This window comes from uncultured Veillonella sp. (assembly GCF_963543145.1).
Taxonomy (GTDB): domain Bacteria; phylum Bacillota; class Negativicutes; order Veillonellales; family Veillonellaceae; genus Veillonella.
The window spans coordinates 25657-49786 of record NZ_CAUTZP010000009.1 but is presented as its reverse complement, the minus strand read 5'-3'; the positions used below and the strand labels follow the sequence as shown (position 1 = coordinate 49786).

Genomic DNA, 24130 nt, shown 5'->3' with positions numbered 1-24130 from the left:
CTATTTACCTGTTCTAAACAACATAGCCTCAGAAATGTGATGAGGCTCCACCTGTGGATTTCCCTCAAGGTCTGCTATGGTACGAGCCACCTTTAATATACGGTCAAAGGCACGTCCACTTAAATGAAAGTGGTCAAATATATTGCCTAATACACTCCAGGCCTTGTCAGAAATATTACATAGCTCACTTATGGCTTTGTGAGGTACGGCTCCATTAGAATTAAATTCTAAGCCTTCATAACGTTTCTGCTGCAATGCAGTTGCCAACATAACTTGCTGTCTCATGCTTTCACTTGTCATAGTAGACGTCGAATGATCTAATAATTCTTCCAGTGTAGGCCTTTCAACGGGAATATGTAAATCAATGCGGTCCATAATTGGTCCTGACAATCGTTGCTGGTAGTTTCTGACCATCGTTTCAGAACATATGCACTCCTTATATGGATCATGATAATAACCGCAAGGGCAAGGATTGGCTGCCAAGATACAAATAAAATTGGCAGGATATATGTAATTACCTTGAGAGCGATTTATGGTAATTGTGCGCGATTCTAAGGGCTGCCTCAGAGCATCAATAACTTGGCGTTGAAATTCAGGTGCTTCATCCATAAATAAAACACCACCGTGAGCAAGTGTGACTTCCCCAGGGCGCCCTTGAATACCTCCACCCACCATACTCGCCATAGTTGCCGTATGATGGGGGTGTCTAAAAGGACGCGTTGTAACTAATCCCGCATCCCCTAATAATCCAATTACATCTTGTATACGACTCACTTCAATAATTTCATTCCAGGTCATAGGTGGTAATATAGTAGGTAATCGCTCAGCCATCATTGTCTTACCTCCACCGGGTGGTCCTATCATAATACAATGATGATGACCTGCAGCGCTAATGAGCATGGCCCTTTTACCAAGCTCTTGACCTTGTACATCGCCAAAATCTACATTATATGTAGTATTATGGTTTGTATTAGCCATCGGGTCACTTAGTATTCCATTATGTGTAACTTTTTTCGAATTTGAAATAGATTGGGTTTTAGTTTTAGATTTAATTTGGTCTTCTAACATTGTAATAATATTTTGTAGGGAAGACTTCCCATATATAGTAAGATTTGGAATAGCTTTTAGAGTATGTCCATTTTCTACGCTTGTATATATAGTGGAGTAATTAGCTGCTAACCCTGCCAAGGACATCGCCAAAGTGCCAAAGGTCGGTAGCAGTGACCCATCTAAGGCTAATTCCCCCATAAATAAACATTGATTTAATAAAGCTAAAATCTTTGCTTTACGCCCTTTTATCTGACCTGATGCAATGAGAACACCTAAAGCAATTGCTAAATCGAGTCCTGCACTACTTTTACGAATTGTAGCAGGTGCTAAATTGACTACGATACGTCTCATGGGGAATTCATAGCCACTATTTTTAATAGCAGCCCTCACACGTTCACGAGCTTCCTTTACGGATTGATTAGGTAGACCTACGATATCAAAGACAGGTAAACCTTGCGATATATCGACTTCAACCGTAATAATGCATCCATCTATGCCATATAAGGTGGCTCCATATAGTTTTGCATACATAAGAATCCTCACTAAAAGCACTGCGGCAAATAATGAATAGAACTTTGAAAGTCCTCGTGAAGATAGACCTCTATAACATCAAAGGATATTTCTTTCCAGTGTCGTTTCTTTTGATGTAGATCATATAAAAATAACATGGCGGCCCGCTTAATATGCTTTTGTTTCTTTTTAGTAACCGCCTCACGTGCCAATCCATGTTGCATACCACGACGAGCTTTAATTTCAATAAAGTGATACACTAAATCACGTTTTGCAATAATATCGATTTCCCCTAATCTCGTTCTATAGTTTGTATCTACTACGGTAAGACCTAACTTTTCAATATACTGGGTAGCAACGCGTTCTCCCCATTTACCAAGCTCTTTAGAATCAAGTTCATTAAATGCTTTGCCGGTACTAATGGTCTTCATACATACCTCCTATTTAGGTGTATCAGCTACAAAAGCCTTCTAAATTGTAATATTCAAAGTATCTCTAAACTTTCAACAGGTAATCCTTACTTGTAGCGTAGAATATAAATGCTGTAAAAGTAAATACAAAAGAGGTTCCTAATAGTCACATAGGTGACCAATAGGAACCTCTTTACGGTTATGAACTATATGCAATTTATTTTACTCTGGCTTAACCCAACGAACGATAGATTTTATAGGTTCAAAACTCTTACGATGAAGTGGTGTTACCCCTTGTTGTTCTACCGCTTCTTTATGGAGCTCCGTATAGTATCCCTTATGAATACCAAAACCATAACCAGGGTATTCCTCATCGAGCTGTTTCATATAGCGATCTCGCGTAACCTTAGCGATGATAGATGCAGCAGCAATATTAGCGCTTTTACTATCACCCTTAATAATAGATTCTACAGGAATCGTTAAATCAGGGAGTTTCATAGCATCTGCAACTACGGCTTCCGCTGGTACGCTAAGCGTGCGAATCGCCTCATACATAGCTTGTCGTGTTGCTTCGTAGATATTGAGTTCATCAATCTTCTCTGGACCGTATGAAATACAGCTTACTGCTACGGCTTCATCCATGATGATATCGTAGAGGGCTTCACGCTTTTCTTCTGTTAGCTTTTTAGAGTCATTGAGTCCAGGAATTAATGTCATAGGTGGCAAGATAACGGCAGCTACCGTTACAGGGCCTGCTATAGGGCCACGGCCTACCTCATCGACGCCAGCTACATGATACATACCTTGATCATAGAACATGCCTTCATAGTCATACATGCTCATGAGGCGTTGCTGTTCTTTTAACTCTTTTTCCTGACGTTTAATATATGTAGCAGCTAATTTTTTAACGGAACTACGGTCATCCTCTTGAGCTAAAGGTAAAATCTCTAAGGCTTGTTCAGTTTCAAAAAGAGCTTTTATATGAGCCACTTTTAATTTACTAAATGTATCCTTATCCATTTTGTATATCCTCACCGTTTTCACCGTTTTCAGGATAGTATGGTTCTTCGTCTACCTTATCGAGAGTAATTGTACCTAGTTTAGTATTGCGGTAGTCTTGCAAGATAATGCGACGTGCTTTATCAAAATCTACTACGCCACCGCTGACGAGACAACCGCGACGACGGCCGATACTTTCAAGAATGGTATCCACATCGGTCATCTCTTCTTCTTTTAATTTATAACGTTCCACCAAAATATTTGGTGTATTCGTCAATAAATGATTTAATAACTGTTTCATTACATGCTCTAAGTCGTACACATCATCAGAAACAGCACCCGTCATAGCAAGACGAGCCGCCGCGCGTTGGTCCTCTAACTTAGGCCATAATACACCTGGTGTATCGAGCAATTCAAGGTTCTTACCAATTTTAACCCATTGTTGACCACGTGTATGACCAGCTTTGTTAGCTGTGCGCGTTGCTGCAGAGCCCGCTAAGGAGTTAATCAACGTAGATTTACCAACATTAGGAATCCCTAAGATGATGGTACGTACAGAACGACTGCGAATACCTTTTGCGACCCAACGGTCAATAATAGGCTTGCTCAAACTCTCGACTGTAGATACTAACTTCTTATTACCCTTGCCAGACTTAGAGTCGATAGCTAGTACTGTGATACCTTGTTTAGTAAAGAATTGAGTCCATTCCTTTGTTGCTTTAGGATCTGCTAAGTCTACTTTATTTAACAGTACGATATGAGGTTTCTGACCAACCAGTTCAGTGATTACAGGGTTCGCACTAGAACGAGGAATACGCGCATCTAGTAACTCGATAACTACGTCTACCTTTTTGATATACTCCGTAATCATACGTGTGGCTTTCGCCATATGACCAGGGAACCAATGTACGATAGGTGAATCTGCCATAGTATTTCCTTTCATATCTAAATTTTAGCAAAAATAAAAGGCTGCCAACGGCAGCCTTTTATGAACATTAGCGTTTTTCGCGAATACGAGCAGCTTTACCAGTAAGGTTACGTAAGTAGTACAATTTAGCACGACGAACAACACCACGGCGCATAACTTCGATTTTAGCTAAGCGTGGGCTGTGAAGTGGGAATGTACGTTCTACACCTACACCGGATGCAATACGACGAACTGTGAAAGTTTCACGTACGCCACCGTTTTGACGTTTAATTACCAAACCTTCGAATACTTGGATACGTTCACGAGTACCTTCCACTACTTTTACGTGTACGCGAACTGTGTCACCAGCGCGGAAAGTAGGGATGTCTGTACGAAGTTGTTCTTGTTCAAGTACGTTAATAATGTTCATTGTTTCCTCCTGTTTGCAGACATTCAATACCTACACCTTATAGGCAGCGGACTGTCTCAAATTAACAGAAATATATTATCATAAATCACGTACTGTTCGCAAGTATTTTCTATATAATTTTGAGAATAAAATTATTTTCGTAAAATAGGCCGTTTTAACTTACATAATAAACGATATAACTCCTCTTGTTCCACTTCAGACAAGTCGGAAAACAAGACATTCAAAAATTGATCATACGAATGTAATAATGATTTGCCTAACCGCTTCCCCTCATCTGTTAAGCCTACCACCGATATGCGTTTATCCATAAAGTCGATATGTTTTGTTACATACCCTAATTCAATGAGAATATCCGTCTGCTCAGATACCGTTGCAGGACGCATATTAAGAGCATCTACTAGCTGTTTCTGTGATGCTCCTTGAGAACGCATATATAATTCAATAATAATTCTATCACGAGACTTTTCTTTGCCACTTGGCACCTTACATAAGGCCTTATATAATTCATCATGATTCATGATCGATATTCTCCTCATACAACTTTGTATATTATAAGGTATTCGCCATAGCATTCAAAAATCCTGCATATAATATGTATATTCTTCGTAAAAGCAAAAAAGAGGCACCTTAAGGTACCTCTTCTCTTATATATTGGTAAAAGTTGAATCGTTCTTTTACTAATATTATTTTAATGCACTAATATCGCCGATAATAGCCATTACACTGTACGCCAAGCGAACAAGTTGTAAACGGTTAGCTTTAATAGCCTCATCTTTGTCCATAACCATTACATCTTCAAAGAATTGGTTAATTGTTGGTACAAGGGTTGCTGGAACTGCTACAACTGCAGCATAATCATTTGCTTCCCATGCTGCAAGACTTGCTTCGGATGCTTTAGAAGCAGCTTCGAACAATGCTTTTTCAGCATCTTCTTTTAACAAGTCGCTATTAATACCTGTATATTCTACATCTTTTACAAGATTGTACATACGAGTATAAGCTTGAACAAGCTCAACATTTTCATCGATGCGATTTGCTAACAATGCGTTTACAAGACCTTCTGCATCAGCTACGGACAATTCATTGTTGGACAACAATAAGTCGATTACATGATGAGGAACTTCGCGATCAAGGAAGATATTTTTCAAACGAAGTGTGAAGAATTCTTCTACTTGACCGAGCAATTCTTCTTGTTTTTCAGCTGGCACATTCAGTAATTCCATAGATGCTTTGAAGATTGGACGCAAGCTGATATTCCATTCGCTACCAAGCAAAATGTTTAAGATACCAATTGTTTGACGACGCAATGCATATGGATCTTGAGAGCCTGTAGGGATTAAGCCACGGCTGAAAGTAGCAACGATGTTATCTACTTTATCGATGATGGACAATACTTTACCTGCTTCAGTTTGAGGTAATACATCGCCTGCAAAACGTGGTAAATATTGTTCGAAAATAGCTTCTGCTACCTCAGGAGATTCACCATCGAGTAAAGCGTATTCTTTACCCATTACACCTTGTAATTCGGTGAACTCTGTAACCATACCTGTTGTAAGGTCAGTTTTAGCAAGCTCTGTAGCACGTTCTAACACAACAGCTGCATCTTCGTGCAAACCACATTCTTCACCAAATACACGGCCTAATTTAAGCAACCGTTCAGTTTTATCTGCTAAGTTACCAAGACCTTCTTGGAATACGATTTTTGTTAAACCATCTTGGCGGTCGATAAGAGGTTTCTTGCGGTCTTCGTTAAAGAAGAATTTAGCATCATCTAAGCGAGCGCGCAATACGCGTTCATTACCAGCTTGAACTACTTCGATGGAATGGTCGGAACCATTGCGCACTGTTAAGAACATTGGCAACAATTTACCGTCTTGGTCAACCAATGGGAAGTAACGTTGATGGTCTTTCATCGGTGTAATGATAGCTGCATCAGGAAGTGCCAAGTAGGACTCTTCAAAGCCACCACACAATGCTGTAGGCCATTCAACAAGGTAGTTGATTTCTTCTAACAAATCATCGTCCCAAACGATAGATGCATTTTTAGAAGCTGCTATATCATGTAATTGTTTGGAAATCAATTCGCGACGAGCATCTTGATCGACCATAACAAAGTTTTCTTTTAATGTGTCTACATAGGATGCTGCATTCTTAATAGTGATTTCATCAGCACCTAAAAAACGATGACCACGTGTGACATTACCAGATGTAACAGTAGCAAACTCTACAGGAATTACTTCTTCATCAAGTAATGCTACAAGCCAACGTACTGGACGTACAAACTTAGCATCTAGATTGCCCCAATGCATGGATTTAGGGAAGTTAAGGCCTGTAATCAATTGTGGCAACATATCTGTGACGATATCTTTCGCAGGTACGCCAGCAGTTTTAGTTTCAGCGTAAATATAGCCGTCTTCTACAACGAGATCAGATACATCAAGACCTTTACCTCGAGCAAAACCGATAGCTGCTTTTGTAGGATTGCCGTCAGCATCGTATGCGATGGACGCAGAAGGACCTTTATGACGTTCACTGATTTCAGCAGATGCATCAGCAAGACCTTTCACAATAAGAGCCAAACGACGTGGTGTACCGTATGTTGTGATGCTTTCAAAAGGAAGATGGGCATCATTTAATTTTGTTTTAGCCAATTGTTTCAATTGACCTAAGATATTTGGCATAAAGCCGGCAGGAATTTCTTCTGCACCGATTTCAAATAATAAATCCTTTGCCATCTTATTTATCTCCTTTCAAAAGTGGGAAACCTAATTCTTCGCGTTTAGCAAGGTATTGTTGTGCACAAATACGAGCTAATGTACGCACGCGGCCGATGAAAGCAGTACGTTCGCTAATAGAAATAGCGCCACGGGAATCAAGCAAGTTGAATGTGTGGGAACATTTCAATACATAGTCGTAAGCTGGCAATACATAACCGGCTTCACAAACGCGTTTTGCTTCTGCTTCATACATATCAAACAATTTGAATAGCATATCTGTATCTGCTAATTCAAAGTTATATACGGATTGTTCTACTTCGTTAGCATGCCAAACATCACCATATGTAACGTTTTCATTCCATTTAAGATCATATACGTTTTCTACGCCTTGAATGTACATAGCTAAACGTTCTAAACCGTATGTAATTTCTACGGATACTGGTTTACAGTCGATGGAACCAACTTGTTGGAAATAGGTGAACTGCGTTACTTCCATACCGTCAAGCCATACTTCCCAACCAAGGCCCCAAGCACCCAATGTTGGAGACTCCCAGTTATCCTCTACGAAACGAATGTCGTGATCCTCAGCGTGAATACCTAATGCAGCCAAAGATTGTAAGTACAATTCTTGGATATTATCTGGAGATGGTTTCACGATAACTTGGAATTGATGATGTTGGAACAAACGGTTAGGGTTATCACCATAACGACCGTCTGCTGGACGACGAGAAGGTTCTACATAACATACAGCCCATGGTTCAGGACCAATAGCATGTAAGAACGTAGCAGGGTTCATTGTACCTGCACCCTTTTCGATGTCATATGGATTTTGAACGATACAACCTTGATCGCTCCAGAATTTTTGTAGATTTAAAATAATCTCTTGAAATGTCATTGCTGCCTCCACTTTACACAACCGACATAAAATCAACCATTTCGTTACAAACAAAAAAGTCCCTGTAACGAAAAACGTTACAGGGACGAGTATACCCGCGGTTCCACCCTATTTGGCTTGCGCCCTCTTTTTTCTATGTTGGCCTTTACTAACAGATACCTGCGTTCCTGCCAATGCTCTACAGCGCCTTCAACCAAATGTGAGCTTACACCATCCTCACTCGCTAGAAAGGTTTACTACTCTGCTTCATCGCATATATTATACACAATATTGTAGCAATACAGAGGGAGAAATGTCAATCACTCATAATATATAATTAATTTAATTTTAATTATAGATAAATAAATCAAAAAATAAGGCTAGATGTATATCCCATAAATATACTTCATAAACAAAAAAACTAATACACCTACTAATACAGCTAAGACAAATAATGCTAAGAAAGTACGAGTTAGAATCCATCCTCTTTTTTCATACTCTGTTAGTGTTCCAGCTTTATTTTTACGCCATAAGATATAAGTACCTACCATACCTATTCCAAGCATAAATAGTGCATTAAAGTCCTCAATGAATTTAGGTAAACCAAAATACGATTCTATTAAAATACTGATTAAGAAATAGTTGCCAATTAGTGTTAAAATTGTAACCTTCCGTGTCCCCCAAGATTTAATCATATAATAATTAAAACCTAAAAGTAAAAATATATTTACTATTTGTTTTTCCATTCATCTTCTCCCTGAGAAAATATTCAGCCATAAAAATGTATTTTAATAGCATTATTAAACTAATGCAATACAATCCATAAAATAAACACGATTCCAATTATGTATATATAATTTTCATTACGTCCATCTTTATATGTACTAGATTCCTTTTTCTGTATATTTCTAATGAAATCTTTTAAAAAATGAATTACTAGGACTGCACCTAATGGATAAAAATAAGCATATCCAAAATTAAAGAACATATAGAATATTAAAAAACCAATTCCGGCCACTATACTTACTAAATTTGTGAGTTTAAATAACTGTGGGTATCGCATATTATTTACCCATTCTTGCTGCTTACGAGTTAAATTTCGTTGTAATACATTTTTATAATACACACGAAGATCCCAAACCAAAATAAATAATACTACCCCAAAAGTATAATCAAACTTATCTATCATTTAGCAAACTCATCTCCTAACTAGCTTTACATAACTCTTATATAAAATAATAGTCATGTTAAATCATATTAAAATATAAAGTATTCTATTCAAATAAATTGACAAAGTCCTAACTATATAATGCCTTTAGTATTTTATAAATAGCTAAGATAATAGAAAGAAACAACATCCATACAGGAATATTATTAAAATACATCCATATAAGAGTAATAATAGAACCTATAACCCAAAATCCGAAAAATAACCAACCATAAGTGCTCTTTTTCGCTATAGGTACACCAACTAATTTATTATGAAACCCTAAAACAAATAATATGCATACAATTAGCCTTGAATTATAATGACTTATTCCTCTTCTATATATACGCCTGACTATACGACGGCCACGAATTAATGGTACTAATAGTACGCCACTCATAACCAATATAGGGATAATAAATCTATAATCTACATTTGGTGCAGTCGACTCAATGGCATTACCTGTTATAGTAATTGATAAAAAAATTGTTCCAATTATTCAAAACCTTATTAAATTTAATAACTTAACTATTTTTATATTCATATACTATTATCCAATTTCACTTATTTATAAAATTTATATTCCATAGATTAGTATGATCTAGTAACCCAAGTATCACGGTCATATCTTGGTTTAGAGTCCTTCTTAGTTACCTCAGATATAATTATTCTTTCATCTTCTGAAAATTGATCAATACTCTCTAAAATTATAAGTTCATCACCATATGCTCTTTCCAAAGACTCTAAATTACCATCTTCTGGAGATTCAAATGTTTTACTAAAGCCTTTATGATTAGGAATGATACGTACTGTACCATAGGGTAATACGTAAACAACAACTATACTGAAATCACCATTAGAGTATATAGGGAAAATCTGTAGCAAAACCAGTCATATTTTTATTTAGCCCTGTATGTTTGCCATAATCTACAAGAGAGGTTATAAATATTTGATATTCGTATATTCTAATTCCAATAAAAAGTAGAATAATTGCTAGTAACGATAAAACTACTGTACAAGTTATCTTTATAAGCTTTCTAATGGGCATAAAATCTCCTTAATTCTTCAGATGTAAATACAAAAGGTATATTAGTAAGTTTATTATTGTAAGGTTTCCTTAATTTGAATTAACACTATTTATATGCCTAGAATTGCCTTCAATATACTGAAGAATATTAACCAACAAATTAAGAATGCTCCATAGAAATCATAATGGATTTCGGCACCAGTCATATAATCATACGACATACTATATATCAGCGAAATTAAATTGAATAATGCAAATGCATAGAAAAATAATTTTTTTATAGTAACCATTTCATTTTACCTAACAAACAAAAAGAACAAATTTAATAATACTCGCTATACTCGATACAGTGTAATTTCAGAATATAGTAAATTAACATACATAAATACAATTCTCTAATTATTGATTTTTATACTTGCTCTAAAGCTAATAAATCAACTTCATTATAAATTAATGTCAATAAATTATAGTTTTGATCTATTGAAAATGTTCCTTTAAGGCCGCCTGCATCAACAAATGAGTAAGTATTATCATCAATTTTATAGAATTTACTTTCTAAGGGAACAAAATATTTATCTAATGCTAATCCGACCTTCTCTGCTTCTTCTTCAGAACACTCTAAAACATCTCGTACACGTTTAAAGTATGGCTTATGAACATTTTCTATTCTGTCTTCTATGATTTTGTTAGTTTTTTTATAGGTCTTAAATCTATAGATTAGATATAAGATAGCTAGTAGTAAAGCAAGATTTTCTTTCATAAGTGCCTCGGTAGTGTCAATAATTTTGTGTAAACGTCTTTTTATTCTCAATTACCAAACATATTTTGCAACTGGCTAAATGCTGCACCAAATCCACGATGTATTTTACCAAAGAATTTAGCATTATACTCACTAGCAAATGTGCATACAAAAGCATCTAATGACTCGATTGATGGAAACTGCTCTTTATGGCTTATTCGTCTTTTTAGGTGTTTATTCCAGCCTTCAATTAGATTATTAGAATAGATTGACGGTCTAATGGATTCAGGAAACTCTAAAAAAGTGAATAAATCAGTAATATCAGATAATGTATTCGTAATCTTAGGATACTTAGAGGACCACGTTTCTAAAAAGTTAGACAAAGCTACCTCAGCTACTTGTGTTGTATTGGCGGTATAAACTAACTTTAATTGTGCCAATACAGGAGCTATATCTTGTTTTCTAATTAGCATACGCACCATACGAGTTATATGTACCCAACAACGTTGGAAACGTGCTCTTGGATATATTTCCTGACAAGCTTGCTGCAATCCTTGAAAACCATCACCGACAAAAAGGAGAATGTCCTCTAGACCTCTTTGTTTTGCATGATCTAATAGCTCTTTGTAGGCTAATGTGCTTTCATTAGGATATATACCATAATCGATGACATGTTTCTCGCCTGATGGTGTAATACCAATTAAAACATGTAGGGCTTCTTTTTGTGCTGTTCCTCGTTTAACGGTAATAAAAGTAGCATCTAGATAGACTACAGCAAACTGTGAAGGTAATGACCGATTATGAAATGCATCCACTTCTTCTGCAACGACTTTAGTCATGTTAGAGATAGTCTGTGGCGAATAATAGCAACCATACATTTTTTCAATAATATCAGCTATTTCACGCGTGGTAATACCTTTCTGATATAACTGTATAATCATTTCTTCAAGATTACCAAAATTCCGATTGTACGGTGTAAGTAATTTGTTTTGAAATTGGCCCAATCGATCGCGAGGTATTTTGATGGTAATATTACCGAAAATAGTATGTAAAGAACGTTCATAATAGCCATTTCGAGAATTACCCGTATTATAGCCACTAACATCGTATTTATCATAAGATAAAAACTCAGTTAATTCAGCTAGTAATAGCGTATTTAACATCGTTTCGAGTTCATTACGAAATAAATCCATAAAAATTGAATGATTATCTGGAGTATCAACTGAGATTATGTTACCATTAAACATAGAGAATCAACCTTCTTTCTGCGATTTTGATTGGTAACTTAATCATAAAGAAGATTGGTTCTCTTTTCAATTATTTGAGAACAGTTTACACAAAATATATTACACTGCCCAAAATACAATCAATCTTATTGTATTTTTAATATGCAATGTATATATATAAATACACTGGTAACTAATATTTGATTAATGTGAAGTTAGATTGAGAATAAAATAGCCATTAAAAATAACAATATTGTAAATAGAGAAAATAAATAATAAATCCATTTATTGTCACTATTTTTAAAAATTAGTGAAAACAGGTATGTACTAAATGATAACAATAAAAACTCAATTAGGTACTTAAATTCTTTATTTATAATATCTAAGAACTTGAAATCCGCGAAAAATACAAATAAAAATATTCCTAAACTAATCAGACTATATTTTTCATTTATATCCTCATTAGATTTTCGAATATATTGAATTACACTATAGGCAAATGCTAAAAACAAGGATATAGTCGCAAAATAATATATTAATTTCATAGATTCTATTACACCTCATTTTTACTTCTTCATCTGCTGGAATATTTTGCAAGGATTATATACTAAATTCATATCTTATATCATCATTTTTGTACATTCTTAGAGTATCATTTACAAAAAGATTAGAAAATATAAAAACCCCAAGATTAGAATAGGCAAATTAGCCAATATAAAAGTTTTAATTAGATTTTTTTTTTGTTCCTTATTATCTGTATATCTATATTTATATATAATAACCCCAATAACTAATAGATAAAAAAGTAGTCCAACTATAAGTGAAATATTATAATATACTTCAAAAGTAATAAATTTATAATCATATAATTGTTTCAAAACCAGAACGGTTATTGTGAAAATTGCTATAGAAACAAAACCTTTTACCTGATTATAATTACCTTTTTTATAAAAGAATCTAATACGATATAACAAATATATGAGCCCTAAAATTGTTACCATCTCAAACATAATTTATTCTCCAAATTTATTTAAGAATTAAGAATATACTTACCGATTCTCTTAATTTAAAATAAGCTTTCTAATGGGCATAAAAACTCCTTAATTCTTCTGATGTAAATACAAAAGGTATATTAGTAAGTTTATTATTGTAAGGTTTCCTTAATTTGAATTAACACTATTTATATGCCTAGAATTGCCTTCAATATACTGAAGAATATTAACCAACAAATTAAGAATGCTCCATAGAAATCATAATGGATTTCGGCACCAGTCATATAATCATACGACATACTATATATCAGCGAAATTAAATTGAATAATGCAAATGCATAGAAAAATAATTTTTTTATAGTAACCATTTCATTTTACCTAACAAACAAAAAGAACAAATTTAATAATACTCGCTATACTCGATACAGTGTAATTTCAGAATATAGTAAATTAACATACATAAATACAATTCTCTAATTATTGATTTTTATACTTGCTCTAAAGCTAATAAATCAACTTCATTATAAATTAATGTCAATAAATTATAGTTTTGATCTATTGAAAATGTTCCTTTAAGGCCGCCTGCATCAACAAATGAGTAAGTATTATCATCAATTTTATAGAATTTACTTTCTAAGGGAACAAAATATTTATCTAATGCTAATCCGACCTTCTCTGCTTCTTCTTCAGAACACTCTAAAACATCTCGTACACGTTTAAAGTATGGCTTATGAACATTTTCTATTCTGTCTTCTATGATTTTGTTAGTTTTTTTATAGGTCTTAAATCTATAGATTAGATATAAGATAGCTAGTAGTAAAGCAAGATTTTCTTTCATAAGTGCCTCTAAAAACATATTAATATATACGTTAGTATATAAGGTATAGACTTAAATAAACTATTATAGTTATATAAATAAATTGTAAACCACCTACCAAAGATAATCAATTCATCTTCAATAGGTGGTTTATTTTATTCCCCCTTAGCAATGCGGTCTAAGAGTTCAATATAGCTTTGTTTATTTAATGCCGGTGTAAAGTTGTCTAACACATCTTTAGCACCTGCAGCATCATCATATAGCAAGTCTACGATTGTCATAGCTAATGCTTGTGCTGTTTTAATGTATGCTACATCAGGAACAGAGATTTCATATTCTGCACTGTGTAATACACCACTAATACAACCAACCCAAGGATGAATGACCGGCATCAAGTGAGATACATCGCCCATATCAGTACTTGCTGTCATGTGATCCCCTTGGAATACATTTTCCTCACCAAATAGTGGATTAGAGTTTTGCCGTAACATTTCGTTCATACGAACATCGTTTCTCATCGGCAGGTAACCTGGCAAATCGTTAATCACGCAAGTGGCACCTACTGCATCACCACCAGCTTTTAAGGCCCTATTTACACGATGATTGCCATCTACAATAGCTTCAATATTAGAGGCACGTACGTAACTTTCAACTTGGACATAATCAGGCACACAGTTTACCAATGTACCGCCTTGATTAATAATTGGATGGAATCTAAAATAATCGCTTTCTTTGAAAGTTTCACGAATGGAGTTAACCCCCATAACGCCCATCAAGGCAGCGTTAAGAGCATTAATACCTTCGTGAGGCGCAGCAGCTGCATGAGCTACTTTACCATGGTATTCAATCAATTTGGCTACGAAGCCATTGGAGGTACTGCCAAGTCCCATTTCCCCTGCCGGAGTTTTAGCAGTTTCCACGTGCATTTGCATGGCCATGTCGATATCGTCAAAAGCACCTTCGTAAATAAGCTGTTGTTTACCGCCCATATATTTGATCTTGCCTTGTTCACGCAATTTATTACGATAATCAACTTCGATCATTTCCTCAGCTGGTACAGCAAATAGAACTACATCGCCAGCCAATTCATCCATAACAGATTGCAAGCCCATAGCTACGGCAAACATATTCGTAATTTGAATATTGTGACCGCAGCAATGTGCTGCCCCCGTTAAGTCATCAGCACGAGGATGACGTGGACAAAGAATGGCATCTAGTTCACCGATCATAGCAACTGTATATTTGCTATCACGGCCTTTCATACGACCTTTTACACCAGTAAGAGCGTGTTCAGTCGTATAAGGGATGCGGAGCTCATCAAACATATCCTGTACTTTCTTAGATGTTTTTACCTCTTTGTAACCGAGTTCAGGCTCAGCCATAATGGACTCTGCTATTTCACGTAAACGTGGTTGTGCCGCAACGATAGCCTCACAAACCCTTTGCTTTACTTCTTCCTTTGTCATACGGCTCATCAGCTCCTAAATTAAACCTTCTAAATGAAGTACCAATTGTGCTAATGCTGTGGCACAGATGAAAGTACCTGCTGTTACAGCTAATGCAACTGGAATAATACGCCAAGACAAGCGGCGGAATGCACCGAGGTCTTTACCTAAGGATAGACCTGCATACGCAAGTACAGGTGTTGTAGTAGCAAGGAATGTTACTTGGCTAGTTTTAGCGATAATCCATTCTTGACCAGGCATACCTGGTAAAGAAGCGATAACGCCAACTAAAGATACCCAGAATACCATAGGCAATTTATTAGCGTATGGTAAGTAAGAAATCATAGCACCAATAGTAGCAAGACCAGCTAAGATAGCTACACCTACCAAGCTGTCACCAAATAGATGTTTACCATCCATTACGTTACCTACTGCAGTAATGATAGCAGCAATACAGATAACGATGACAAATTGTGTAATTTTTTCGCTTTTACTCATGACGTGCTGCCTCCTCTGCTAAATCTTGTTCACGGGTACGACCAGTAAAGAAGTTGTAAGCTTTTTCCATTACCGGTAAGGAAATAAATAAACCGAAGTATACGCCTAATACGGTAGTCAACAAATTTGCTGCCCCAGCGAGAGCCATAATTTGTTGTTCAAACTCAGGGTATACAGCAACGATAGGCGCTGTAGCAGCGGCCATCATACTTGCACTACCTACGCCAGCGCCCATAGCAAGTGCTAAAGGATGGAACCAACCAGATTGTGCCAACATACCTGCTAACACGGAGGACCACATAGCACCGATAAGAACGCCACAGATATACATACCCATAACGCCACGGCCCTCTGGAGAGCTGAAACCGAATCTGTCGATGATAATCGCTACGTTTGGCTCACGGTCTACAGAATAACAAGCACCTACGGCTTCACGGCGCATGCCAACTAATAAGGCTACCGGTAAACCAAAGATGATAGTACCGAAGAAATGACCAAGTTCTTGTAGCAATAATGCCCAACCAGCGCTAGTAAGAATACCAAGATTTGGACCGATACCAAGACCTACTTTTACCATCAAGATCATAACGGCAATACCGATATAATCAGCGGATTTTTCCATTTGTTCAATGGTAAGAATTTTGAACTTAGGAATAGAAATTAATAAACCTAGAATCAATGTGTACAATAATGGTAATAGTACAACTGGACCTAGTTTCTTGATGCCCACATATTCAGCGACTACGGTTAATACGAGCGCTAAAAAGTGAATTTTGAGATTACCCAAAAGCTGCATAATGACCTCCCATAAAATATATAATATAAATATTATTTCATTATAAATAATATTTATTTATATAGTCAACTAGGAATGTACATTTGTCTATCACTATTATATTTTTTCATATGTAACCGTAGATACAGAAAAAGCACCAATACTATGATTGGTGCTGATTCATTTAAATTATGGAGTTCAAAAATTTAACACTTTGCAATGGTTTACCTATTTCTTGCTCACAGTATGCAAATAGTAATTTTTCTAGTTCTTTCCATATTGTTTTAGGAAGTTCTATAGGCGTATCTTCGCCCCACTGGTAAGCGAGAATTTGTGGTAATCCAGCTTTTACAGAAGGAGAAATTCTAAGATTCGTCGTTTCTCGTACCTGCAACCAGAACGGTTCGATACCATCTTGATGAGTAAAAGCATGAGTACTTGGCACAATACCGGCAAGGGATAATAGTTGCCACCCAAGCATAATCGTGCCCAATTGTACATTGCGGCGGCGAATTTGCTTGGAGTAATTAACAACGGTATCAAAGACCTTACGGTCTACATCGTACATAGCAAATAGCTCTTGAATAAGCTCACTCGCTACAGCAGCATAAGCAATGTTATCTAGATTTATATCTAACGATTCCACCACATAGGAACCATCGATTTGCGTAACGTTTACATATTCCCCATCAGGCACGACTGTAATATACATAGCGCTAAAAGGACGTAGATATGAACTATTGCGCATGGTCATCATTCGCTTATGTGGTATTGATGATCTAATAAGCCCCAAACTAGGTGTAATGAACGTAAATACGGAGTATAACTTATACTTTTTTCGACTGATTACGATGGCCGGTGTATTGAAGCCACCATTAAGCTTCTTCATGTTCTTCTTCCGTTGCTTCCTCTACAGGTAAAGGCGTTACTTTGATACGAGAAATACGATAGCCTTGCATTTGAGTCACTTCAAAGGTATAGCCATGAGCATCTACTGTATCACCAACGATTGGTGTACGTTCTAACAAGCCAAAGACGTAACCACCGATTGTATCGGAGTCAGAATTATCGATTTCAATATCCATAATCTCTGCTACTTCGTCTACGAGAACCTTACCATCAAATTCGAAGGACCCATCTGCATAAGACATCGTAGCTGGTAAGTGTGGCTCATGTTCGTCTTGAATATCACCAACTAATTCTTCAATAATATCTTCAAGACCTACGAGACCAACCATGCCACCATATTCATCTACTACAACAGCTTGATAAATACGGCGTGTTCTCATGTACTGTAACAAGGTAGACAACTTCATGACCTCAGGAACAGTCAGAATATCCCGTTTTACATTGCGCAAATCTTTACGGGCTTGGTTAGGACGTTCCATTAAGTCTTTAATATGAACAAGGCCGATGATGTGATCCTTATCCTCTACGCAGAGTGGATAACGAGTATGTACTTTAGAACGAATAAACTTCATCGCTTCATCGTAACCATCTTCTACAAATATGCAATCCACGTCTTGGCGTGGAACCATAACCTCTTTCGCCATACGATCAACAAAGTTAAATACATTATCTATTAGTTCAGACTCAACTTGGTCTAACTGACCTTCCTCGTGACTTCGAGAAATCATCATTCGAATTTCTTCCTCAGAGTACACAAGGTCTAACTCTGTTAAATATTTTGTTTTGTAAAAGCCTAAAATAACATTGGAAATTTTACTAGCAATCCAAATAAACGGATATACTAATTTACCTGCCGCTACTACGATGCGGCTATAGGTATTTACGTACTTTGTTGGGAAGGATAAACCTAATGCTTTAGGTACAATCTCACCAAAGATTAAAACAATTAAGCTAATAAATAGCAATAATACAATATCTAGTACAAAGTGCATCCATGTGCTATGTACATTAAATACCGCTACAAGTTGTTCTACGATATTATCAAATACATAGGTGCCTGTACCAGCAAGAGCCAAAATAAAGAATAAAATCAAAAACTGTGTAGTATTTAAGAAATACTCAGGATTTTGATATAACTTTAATAGAAATTCTCTGTCCTTTTCTAAGAGGATATCCATATCCTCTACATGTTCTTTACGAAGTCGGGCAAAAGAGAACTTTGCAACCACAAAAAAGTTAATTAAAAAAATACATACAAGACCAAACCCTATGGGTAACAGGCCATCTACACTATCCATTACTATTCCTTTCATCTAACTATGGAAATATCTTATCTCTATATTATATCAAATTATTTTCGATACCCCAGTTCAGATAACATACCAGATTTATTGCGCCAATCCTTTTTAACTTTAACCCAAAGATCTAAGTATACCTTTGTGGCTAATAACTTTTGAATATCTGCACGCGCCTCAGCACCGAGTTTTTTCAATAGCGCACCTTTTTTACCGATGATAATACCCTTTTGAGAGTCTCGTTCGCAATAAATGGTAGCCCGAATATAAGTTGTACCATCATCGCGAGTTTTCATTTCATCTACGTCTACAGCGATGGCATGAGGAATTTCATCCCGTGTGGCTAACAAGATCTTTTCCCGAACAATATCAGAAATGATAAGACGTTCTGGTTGATCCGTAATCATATCCTCTGGGAAGTATTGTGGACCTTCAGGCAAGGTTTCTTCTAGTACATTAAGAATCTCTGATAAGTTCTCTTTATCTTTTGCAGAAATTGGGATAACCCCAGCAAAGGGATATGCATCTTGATAAGATACGATAGCTTCTAAGAGCTCTTCTTTTTTAAGAGTATCAATCTTATTAACTACTAAGAATACAGGAACTTTTACGCGTTGTAATTGTTCAATAATAAAGTTATCCCCAGTACCGCGTTTTTCATTGCCTGCTACTACAAATAAAACGGCTTCTGTTTCTTTTAAGGACTCGATAGCAGCATCTACCATGAATTCACCTAATTTATGTTTTGGCTTATGCACACCTGGTGTATCCATGAATACGATTTGTTTTCTTTCGTCTGTATATACGCAGATAATACGGTTACGAGTTGTTTGAGCCTTATCGGATACGATAGCAATTTTATCGCCAATAAGAGCATTAATTAAGGTAGATTTACCAACATTTGGTCGACCTACAACGGCTACAAAGCCAGATTTAAAATGTTCGTTGTTATTCATTATATGGTGCATCCTCCCGCACATAACCGAGATTGCCAAGGATAAATTCTTCCTCTGTACGCATCTCTTTTTTATCTTCGTCGTTCATATGGTCATAGCCTAAAATATGCAAACAACTATGAGTCGTTAAGTACGCCAATTCACGTTCAAAACTATGTCCATATTCAATAGCCTGTTCACGAGTGCGCTCTAAGGAAATAATCATATCACCTAATAAGTGATGCTCCTCTTCACTGCCTTCGTAATCGTCCCCTTCATTAAGTGCAAAGGACAATACATCCGTCGGTCTATCGATACCGCGGTATTCTTTATTGAGATCATGAATCTTTGCATTATCACAAAGCAAAATACTCATTTCATCTTCTTCAAGACCATATATGCGACTTACTTCGTCACAAACCTTACGAATAATGGCCTCTATATTAGAATCCTCTTGAATTCCTTCATCATAGCTAATATGTATGTACATACTTACCCTTTCGCTACCTTCTCTGCAGGTGCATCAGTTGTTGTAGTATCACCTGCTAATTTACGTTCATGGTACGCATCGTATGCTTTTACAATGCGGCCTACTAAATCATGACGCACCACGTCTTGATCGCTAAAGTAAACCATATTAATGCCCGATACATGACGCAATACCTTTTCAGCCTCACCAAGGCCGGATACGACACGTGGCGGCAAGTCAATTTGCGTTTTGTCGCCGTTTACAACCATTTTAGAGTTGTTGCCTAAACGAGTTAAGAACATTTTCATCTGTTCCGCTGTTGTATTTTGCGCCTCATCGAGAATAACAAAGGCATTTTCTAAGGTACGACCACGCATGTATGCTAGTGGTGCTACCTCGATAGTACCGCGCTCCATAAAACGTTGTACTTGTTCGATACCAAACATTTCATGTAATGCATCATAAAGAGGTCTTAAATATGGATCTACCTTATCTTGTAATTCGCCAGGTAAGAAACCTAAGCGCTCCCCAGCCTCTACAGCAGGACGGGTTAAAATGATTTTATCTACATTTCTGTTCTTCAAATAGAAAGCTGCCAATGCTACTGCTAAGAAGGTTTTACCAGTCCCTGCAGGGCCAATACCAAAGGTTATGGTATTTTTACGAATGCTATCTACATAATACTTCTGGCCTTCCGTTTTAGGCGTAATATTTTTACCGCGCATATTAACGGATAAGGTATCTTCAAACATGGTATGTACAGCATCAGCTTTACCGTTAGCTACGAGTTTTGCTGCAATGCGCACTTGAGACTCTGTAATGGTACTGCCTTCACGATATAAGAATACAAGTTCTTCTAGCGTACGATAGAGAGCTTCTACTTGTTTTTCATCGCCCTTAATAACTACCGTATCTCCACGAGCTACTACATCAGCAGTGATGACCTCAAGCATCATATGTAAATAACGATTATGTTGACCTAGTATGGATTGTGCTAGGTCATATGTAGGAAATGTAAATACTTGTTCGCTCATACAACCTCCTAGTCTATAAACTTACGAACTGCTTTACCATTGAGATAATCACAAAGATCACCTTGATGTGCATCTAGTTCGTCTAACTTATCATCAATTATATCTTGAACGCGCCACCAACCCATAGACCAATTGGTAAAGAGCGTATTATCTTCAGGTGCTCGCCCTACAAGACGCTGCAATACAATATCAGGGTGTAAATAACGGACAAAGTTGACTACGCGGTCAGCATATTCTTCTGCACTGATTAAGGTGAACTGACCTTCCTGGTACCACTTAGCCATCAATGTATTTTTAACGATATATAAGGCATGTAATTTAACTTGATCCACACCGAGGGCTGATAAGATTCGGGCTCCTTCGATGGTATCCTTCATAGTATCCCAAGGCAAGTTAACAATCATATGTGTAGTAACGTTAAATCCGTATCGTTTAATGCGCAGTACAGCATCAATAAACTGAGCTAAATCATGACCACGATTAATTTTTTCTAACGTATCATAATTTACCGTTTGTAGACCTAATTCAATATAGATATCCTTTTGAAAGCGGTCTCTAATATCTGCTAGTATTTCCAAATATTCATCGGCAATACAATCTGGTCTAGTTGCAATAGCAATGCCTACGGCTTCGTCGATGCAACCTTGCTCCATATAGCTTTTAAAATCATCAAGCCCCAAATAGGTATTACTGAAATTTTGGTAATAAGGTATGAATTTTTTCGCCTTATATTTAGGCCCTATGTGAGCAATGTTTTCCTCTAATTGCATACGCACTGTCATCCACGCAGGACGATTTTCATAACCGGCACCAATTTCTCCGCAGAAGGTACAGCCCCCTACACCGGCTGAACCGTCTCGATTAGGACAAGTCAGCGGCAACGCCACAGGCAGTTTATAAACCTTTTCCCCATAGGTTTCTTTATAATATTTAGATACCATGCGGTATCGTTTTGGTCTCGTTGTATCGGTCATAACACTCCTATGTAACTAACCAATCATCGCTTGTTATATTTAACAAGCCTCTATTTCGGGACGTATAAAGGGTTTTACCTCTTTATTAACGTCGATAACTACTATAAATGGTGTATTAGGTACATTTTCTATACCTAATACATGTGCTGTGTCCACAGACATTGGCATTTCCACATATTGTTGGCGAATCTTGCGCCATTCTTTGAAGGTATAGTTTGGAATATACTGAGATGCAATCTCTTCATTGCGCCAGAATGCTTCCCCTTCTTGTAAAAGTTCCTTTGTCTGTTTCGGTAAACCAACGGCTTCGCTACGAACCTTACCCTGATAGCTAACAAGTGTATCGTATTGCAATAATTCGGCCGCTACATTGTCGCCTTTAGACAAGAAGAAATTATATAAGAACTCAATTTGGTCGATATCTTTCAAATTAACCTTGTGATGACCAGCGTCAAGCCAAGCCTGTGTCATTTCACAGAAATATGAAAAAGCATCTTTTTTAGGTTTCACTTTAGAAGAATCATACTTTTTCATAGGTGGTACATGATTTGTTACTGTATCCTCCCCAGTTATGGATGTGTCAGTATGTTCCTTTATAAGCTTGCTACCAATATAGCCAAATACTGTTCTAAAACGCTCACTATTATAGAAACGTTCAAATACATCTTCAAAGTGCTTTAAGAAGCGTATATCTTTATAAGGCAATACATGAGTGGTTAATACCTCATATGGTGCTAAAGGATCACTAATATATTGGTATTCCTCCATGCGGCGTACACCAGATCCTTTTAATAGCTTTAAGAAACCTATTTGTAGTGCATGAGGTTGTAAGCTAAATAAATCATTGAAGGATAATCCAAATCGCGCTTTATTTTCGTAAGGTAAGCCTACAATTAAATCCATATGAACATGTGTTCTACCTGCTTCAATAATAGGACGAATTGCCTTCTGAATGTACGGCCAATCGTTATATCGATTAATAGCGTCTAAAGTTTTCTTATGTGTACTTTGTACGCCCACTTCGATTTGAATACGCCCTGGCGGTGTTTCACAGAGAATATTTGTTTCCCATTCTGTCATGAGCTCGGGTTCCATTTCTAAATGGAAGTTAGTCTCTGTATCTGCATCACGCATAAATTCCATCAACGGACGATGATGATGTGGTGCACAGTTAAATGTTCTATCTACGAACTTAACTTGTTTTACTTTATGATAGATAAACCATTGTAACTCTTGTAATGTTCTTTCTTGTGGAAAGAATCGAACCGTATTCTTGTTGCCAGATAAACAATACTGACAGGAGAATGGACATCCTCGAGAGGATTCATAATAAATAATCTTATGTTCTAAATCGACCATATCCTCTTCCACGTATGGGAATGGTATTGTACTGAGATCCTTTACCTCTACTGTCTCAGTAGAGCCCATAAGTTGACCAGAAATATGGCGGCCACGTACGCCAGCAATTTCCTCTGTAAGACCGTCCTTACCATTTGTTAATGCGCTGATGAGTTGATAAAAGGCTTCTTCCCCTTCGCCTTGTACAACATAATCAACGGCATGGCAACGATTTAGAATTTCATCGGCAGTGAAAGACACCTCTGGACCGCCTAAGATAATTTTAATATCTGGTCGAACAGCTTTCACCATGGCCACCACATGTAAGGTCATTTCAATGTTCCAGATATAGCAAGCAAAGCCCAATACGTCAATATTGCGCTCTGTAATATCGCTAAGAATATGTAAAACAGGCATATTAATAGTATATTCTACTATATCGTATGCCTGTCCGTGAGCCTGCCCATAGGCTTTGAGATAACGCAAAGCCAGGGAGGAATGTATAAATTTTGAGTTTAATGTGGATAAAACTACGTTCATAGGTCCCCTTTAT

Annotated in this window: 23 protein-coding genes; all 23 read right to left on the bottom strand. The window is 36.7% G+C overall.

What is annotated here, in order from left to right; genetic code table 11:
* Complete coding sequence (locus RWZ05_RS05455; RefSeq protein ID WP_314642803.1) at positions 1-1581, bottom strand: YifB family Mg chelatase-like AAA ATPase; 1581 nt, start codon at positions 1579-1581, stop codon at positions 1-3.
* Positions 1582-1592: 11 nt separating this feature from the next.
* Positions 1593-1991 carry a YraN family protein gene (locus RWZ05_RS05450; protein ID WP_296003412.1) on the bottom strand — a complete coding sequence of 133 codons (399 nt, stop codon included), beginning with the start codon at positions 1989-1991 and terminating at the stop codon, positions 1593-1595.
* Between the two features lie 201 nt (positions 1992-2192).
* A complete protein-coding gene (locus tag RWZ05_RS05445) occupies positions 2193-2990 on the bottom strand; it encodes a ribonuclease HII (protein WP_314642802.1) in 798 nt (265 codons plus the stop codon).
* Positions 2983-3897: a ribosome biogenesis GTPase YlqF gene (gene ylqF, locus RWZ05_RS05440; RefSeq protein WP_314642801.1), complete on the bottom strand. Its 915-nt coding sequence runs from the start codon at positions 3895-3897 to the stop codon at positions 2983-2985. The genes RWZ05_RS05445 and ylqF overlap by 8 nt, the downstream gene beginning before the upstream one ends.
* 67 nt (positions 3898-3964) lie before the next feature.
* A complete protein-coding gene (rplS, locus tag RWZ05_RS05435; protein WP_004695921.1) occupies positions 3965-4306 on the bottom strand; it encodes a 50S ribosomal protein L19 in 342 nt (113 codons plus the stop codon).
* A 131-nt stretch (positions 4307-4437) separates the two neighbouring features.
* Positions 4438-4824, bottom strand: coding sequence for a MarR family winged helix-turn-helix transcriptional regulator (locus tag RWZ05_RS05430; protein ID WP_314642800.1), 387 nt, complete (start codon positions 4822-4824; stop codon positions 4438-4440).
* A gap of 165 nt (positions 4825-4989) precedes the next feature.
* Positions 4990-7041, bottom strand: coding sequence for a glycine--tRNA ligase subunit beta (gene glyS / locus RWZ05_RS05425; protein WP_314642798.1), 2052 nt, complete (start codon positions 7039-7041; stop codon positions 4990-4992).
* 1 nt (position 7042) lies between these two features.
* The gene (gene glyQ / locus RWZ05_RS05420) at positions 7043-7918 is read right to left on the bottom strand and encodes a glycine--tRNA ligase subunit alpha (RefSeq protein WP_314642797.1); all 876 of its coding nucleotides are present in this window, start codon (positions 7916-7918) and stop codon (positions 7043-7045) included.
* Between the two features lie 359 nt (positions 7919-8277).
* Positions 8278-8643 carry a hypothetical protein gene (locus tag RWZ05_RS05415; RefSeq protein ID WP_314642796.1) on the bottom strand — a complete coding sequence of 122 codons (366 nt, stop codon included), beginning with the start codon at positions 8641-8643 and terminating at the stop codon, positions 8278-8280.
* Between the two features lie 59 nt (positions 8644-8702).
* Positions 8703-9086, bottom strand: a complete 384-nt coding sequence (locus tag RWZ05_RS05410; RefSeq protein WP_314642795.1) for a hypothetical protein — start codon at positions 9084-9086, stop codon at positions 8703-8705.
* Positions 9087-10540: 1454 nt separating this feature from the next.
* Entirely contained in the window at positions 10541-10891 is a 351-nt protein-coding gene (locus tag RWZ05_RS05405) for a hypothetical protein (RefSeq protein WP_314642793.1), read from the bottom strand.
* A 47-nt stretch (positions 10892-10938) separates the two neighbouring features.
* Positions 10939-12117, bottom strand: a complete 1179-nt coding sequence (locus tag RWZ05_RS05400) for an IS256 family transposase (RefSeq protein ID WP_314642794.1) — start codon at positions 12115-12117, stop codon at positions 10939-10941.
* Between the two features lie 1458 nt (positions 12118-13575).
* The gene (locus RWZ05_RS05395) at positions 13576-13926 is read right to left on the bottom strand and encodes a hypothetical protein (protein WP_314642793.1); all 351 of its coding nucleotides are present in this window, start codon (positions 13924-13926) and stop codon (positions 13576-13578) included.
* A gap of 134 nt (positions 13927-14060) precedes the next feature.
* The gene (locus tag RWZ05_RS05390; RefSeq protein WP_314642792.1) at positions 14061-15380 is read right to left on the bottom strand and encodes an amidohydrolase; all 1320 of its coding nucleotides are present in this window, start codon (positions 15378-15380) and stop codon (positions 14061-14063) included.
* Between the two features lie 6 nt (positions 15381-15386).
* Complete coding sequence (locus RWZ05_RS05385; RefSeq protein WP_314642791.1) at positions 15387-15848, bottom strand: hypothetical protein; 462 nt, start codon at positions 15846-15848, stop codon at positions 15387-15389.
* Entirely contained in the window at positions 15841-16644 is an 804-nt protein-coding gene (locus RWZ05_RS05380; protein ID WP_314642790.1) for a DUF3100 domain-containing protein, read from the bottom strand. The genes RWZ05_RS05385 and RWZ05_RS05380 overlap by 8 nt, the downstream gene beginning before the upstream one ends.
* A gap of 163 nt (positions 16645-16807) precedes the next feature.
* Positions 16808-17512, bottom strand: coding sequence for a DNA repair protein RecO C-terminal domain-containing protein (locus RWZ05_RS05375; protein WP_314642789.1), 705 nt, complete (start codon positions 17510-17512; stop codon positions 16808-16810).
* Complete coding sequence (locus RWZ05_RS05370) at positions 17499-18830, bottom strand: hemolysin family protein (protein ID WP_314642788.1); 1332 nt, start codon at positions 18828-18830, stop codon at positions 17499-17501. The genes RWZ05_RS05375 and RWZ05_RS05370 overlap by 14 nt, the downstream gene beginning before the upstream one ends.
* A 53-nt stretch (positions 18831-18883) precedes the next feature.
* Positions 18884-19783, bottom strand: a complete 900-nt coding sequence (gene era, locus RWZ05_RS05365; protein WP_314642787.1) for a GTPase Era — start codon at positions 19781-19783, stop codon at positions 18884-18886.
* Complete coding sequence (gene ybeY, locus RWZ05_RS05360; RefSeq protein WP_314642786.1) at positions 19776-20252, bottom strand: rRNA maturation RNase YbeY; 477 nt, start codon at positions 20250-20252, stop codon at positions 19776-19778. The genes era and ybeY overlap by 8 nt, the downstream gene beginning before the upstream one ends.
* Positions 20253-20254: 2 nt before the next feature.
* Positions 20255-21265 carry a PhoH family protein gene (locus RWZ05_RS05355; protein WP_314642784.1) on the bottom strand — a complete coding sequence of 337 codons (1011 nt, stop codon included), beginning with the start codon at positions 21263-21265 and terminating at the stop codon, positions 20255-20257.
* 8 nt (positions 21266-21273) lie between these two features.
* Positions 21274-22239, bottom strand: a complete 966-nt coding sequence (locus RWZ05_RS05350; RefSeq protein ID WP_314642783.1) for a TIGR01212 family radical SAM protein — start codon at positions 22237-22239, stop codon at positions 21274-21276.
* Between the two features lie 39 nt (positions 22240-22278).
* A complete protein-coding gene (locus tag RWZ05_RS05345) occupies positions 22279-24117 on the bottom strand; it encodes a DUF4080 domain-containing protein (protein ID WP_314642782.1) in 1839 nt (612 codons plus the stop codon).
* Positions 24118-24130: the final 13 nt, after the last annotated feature.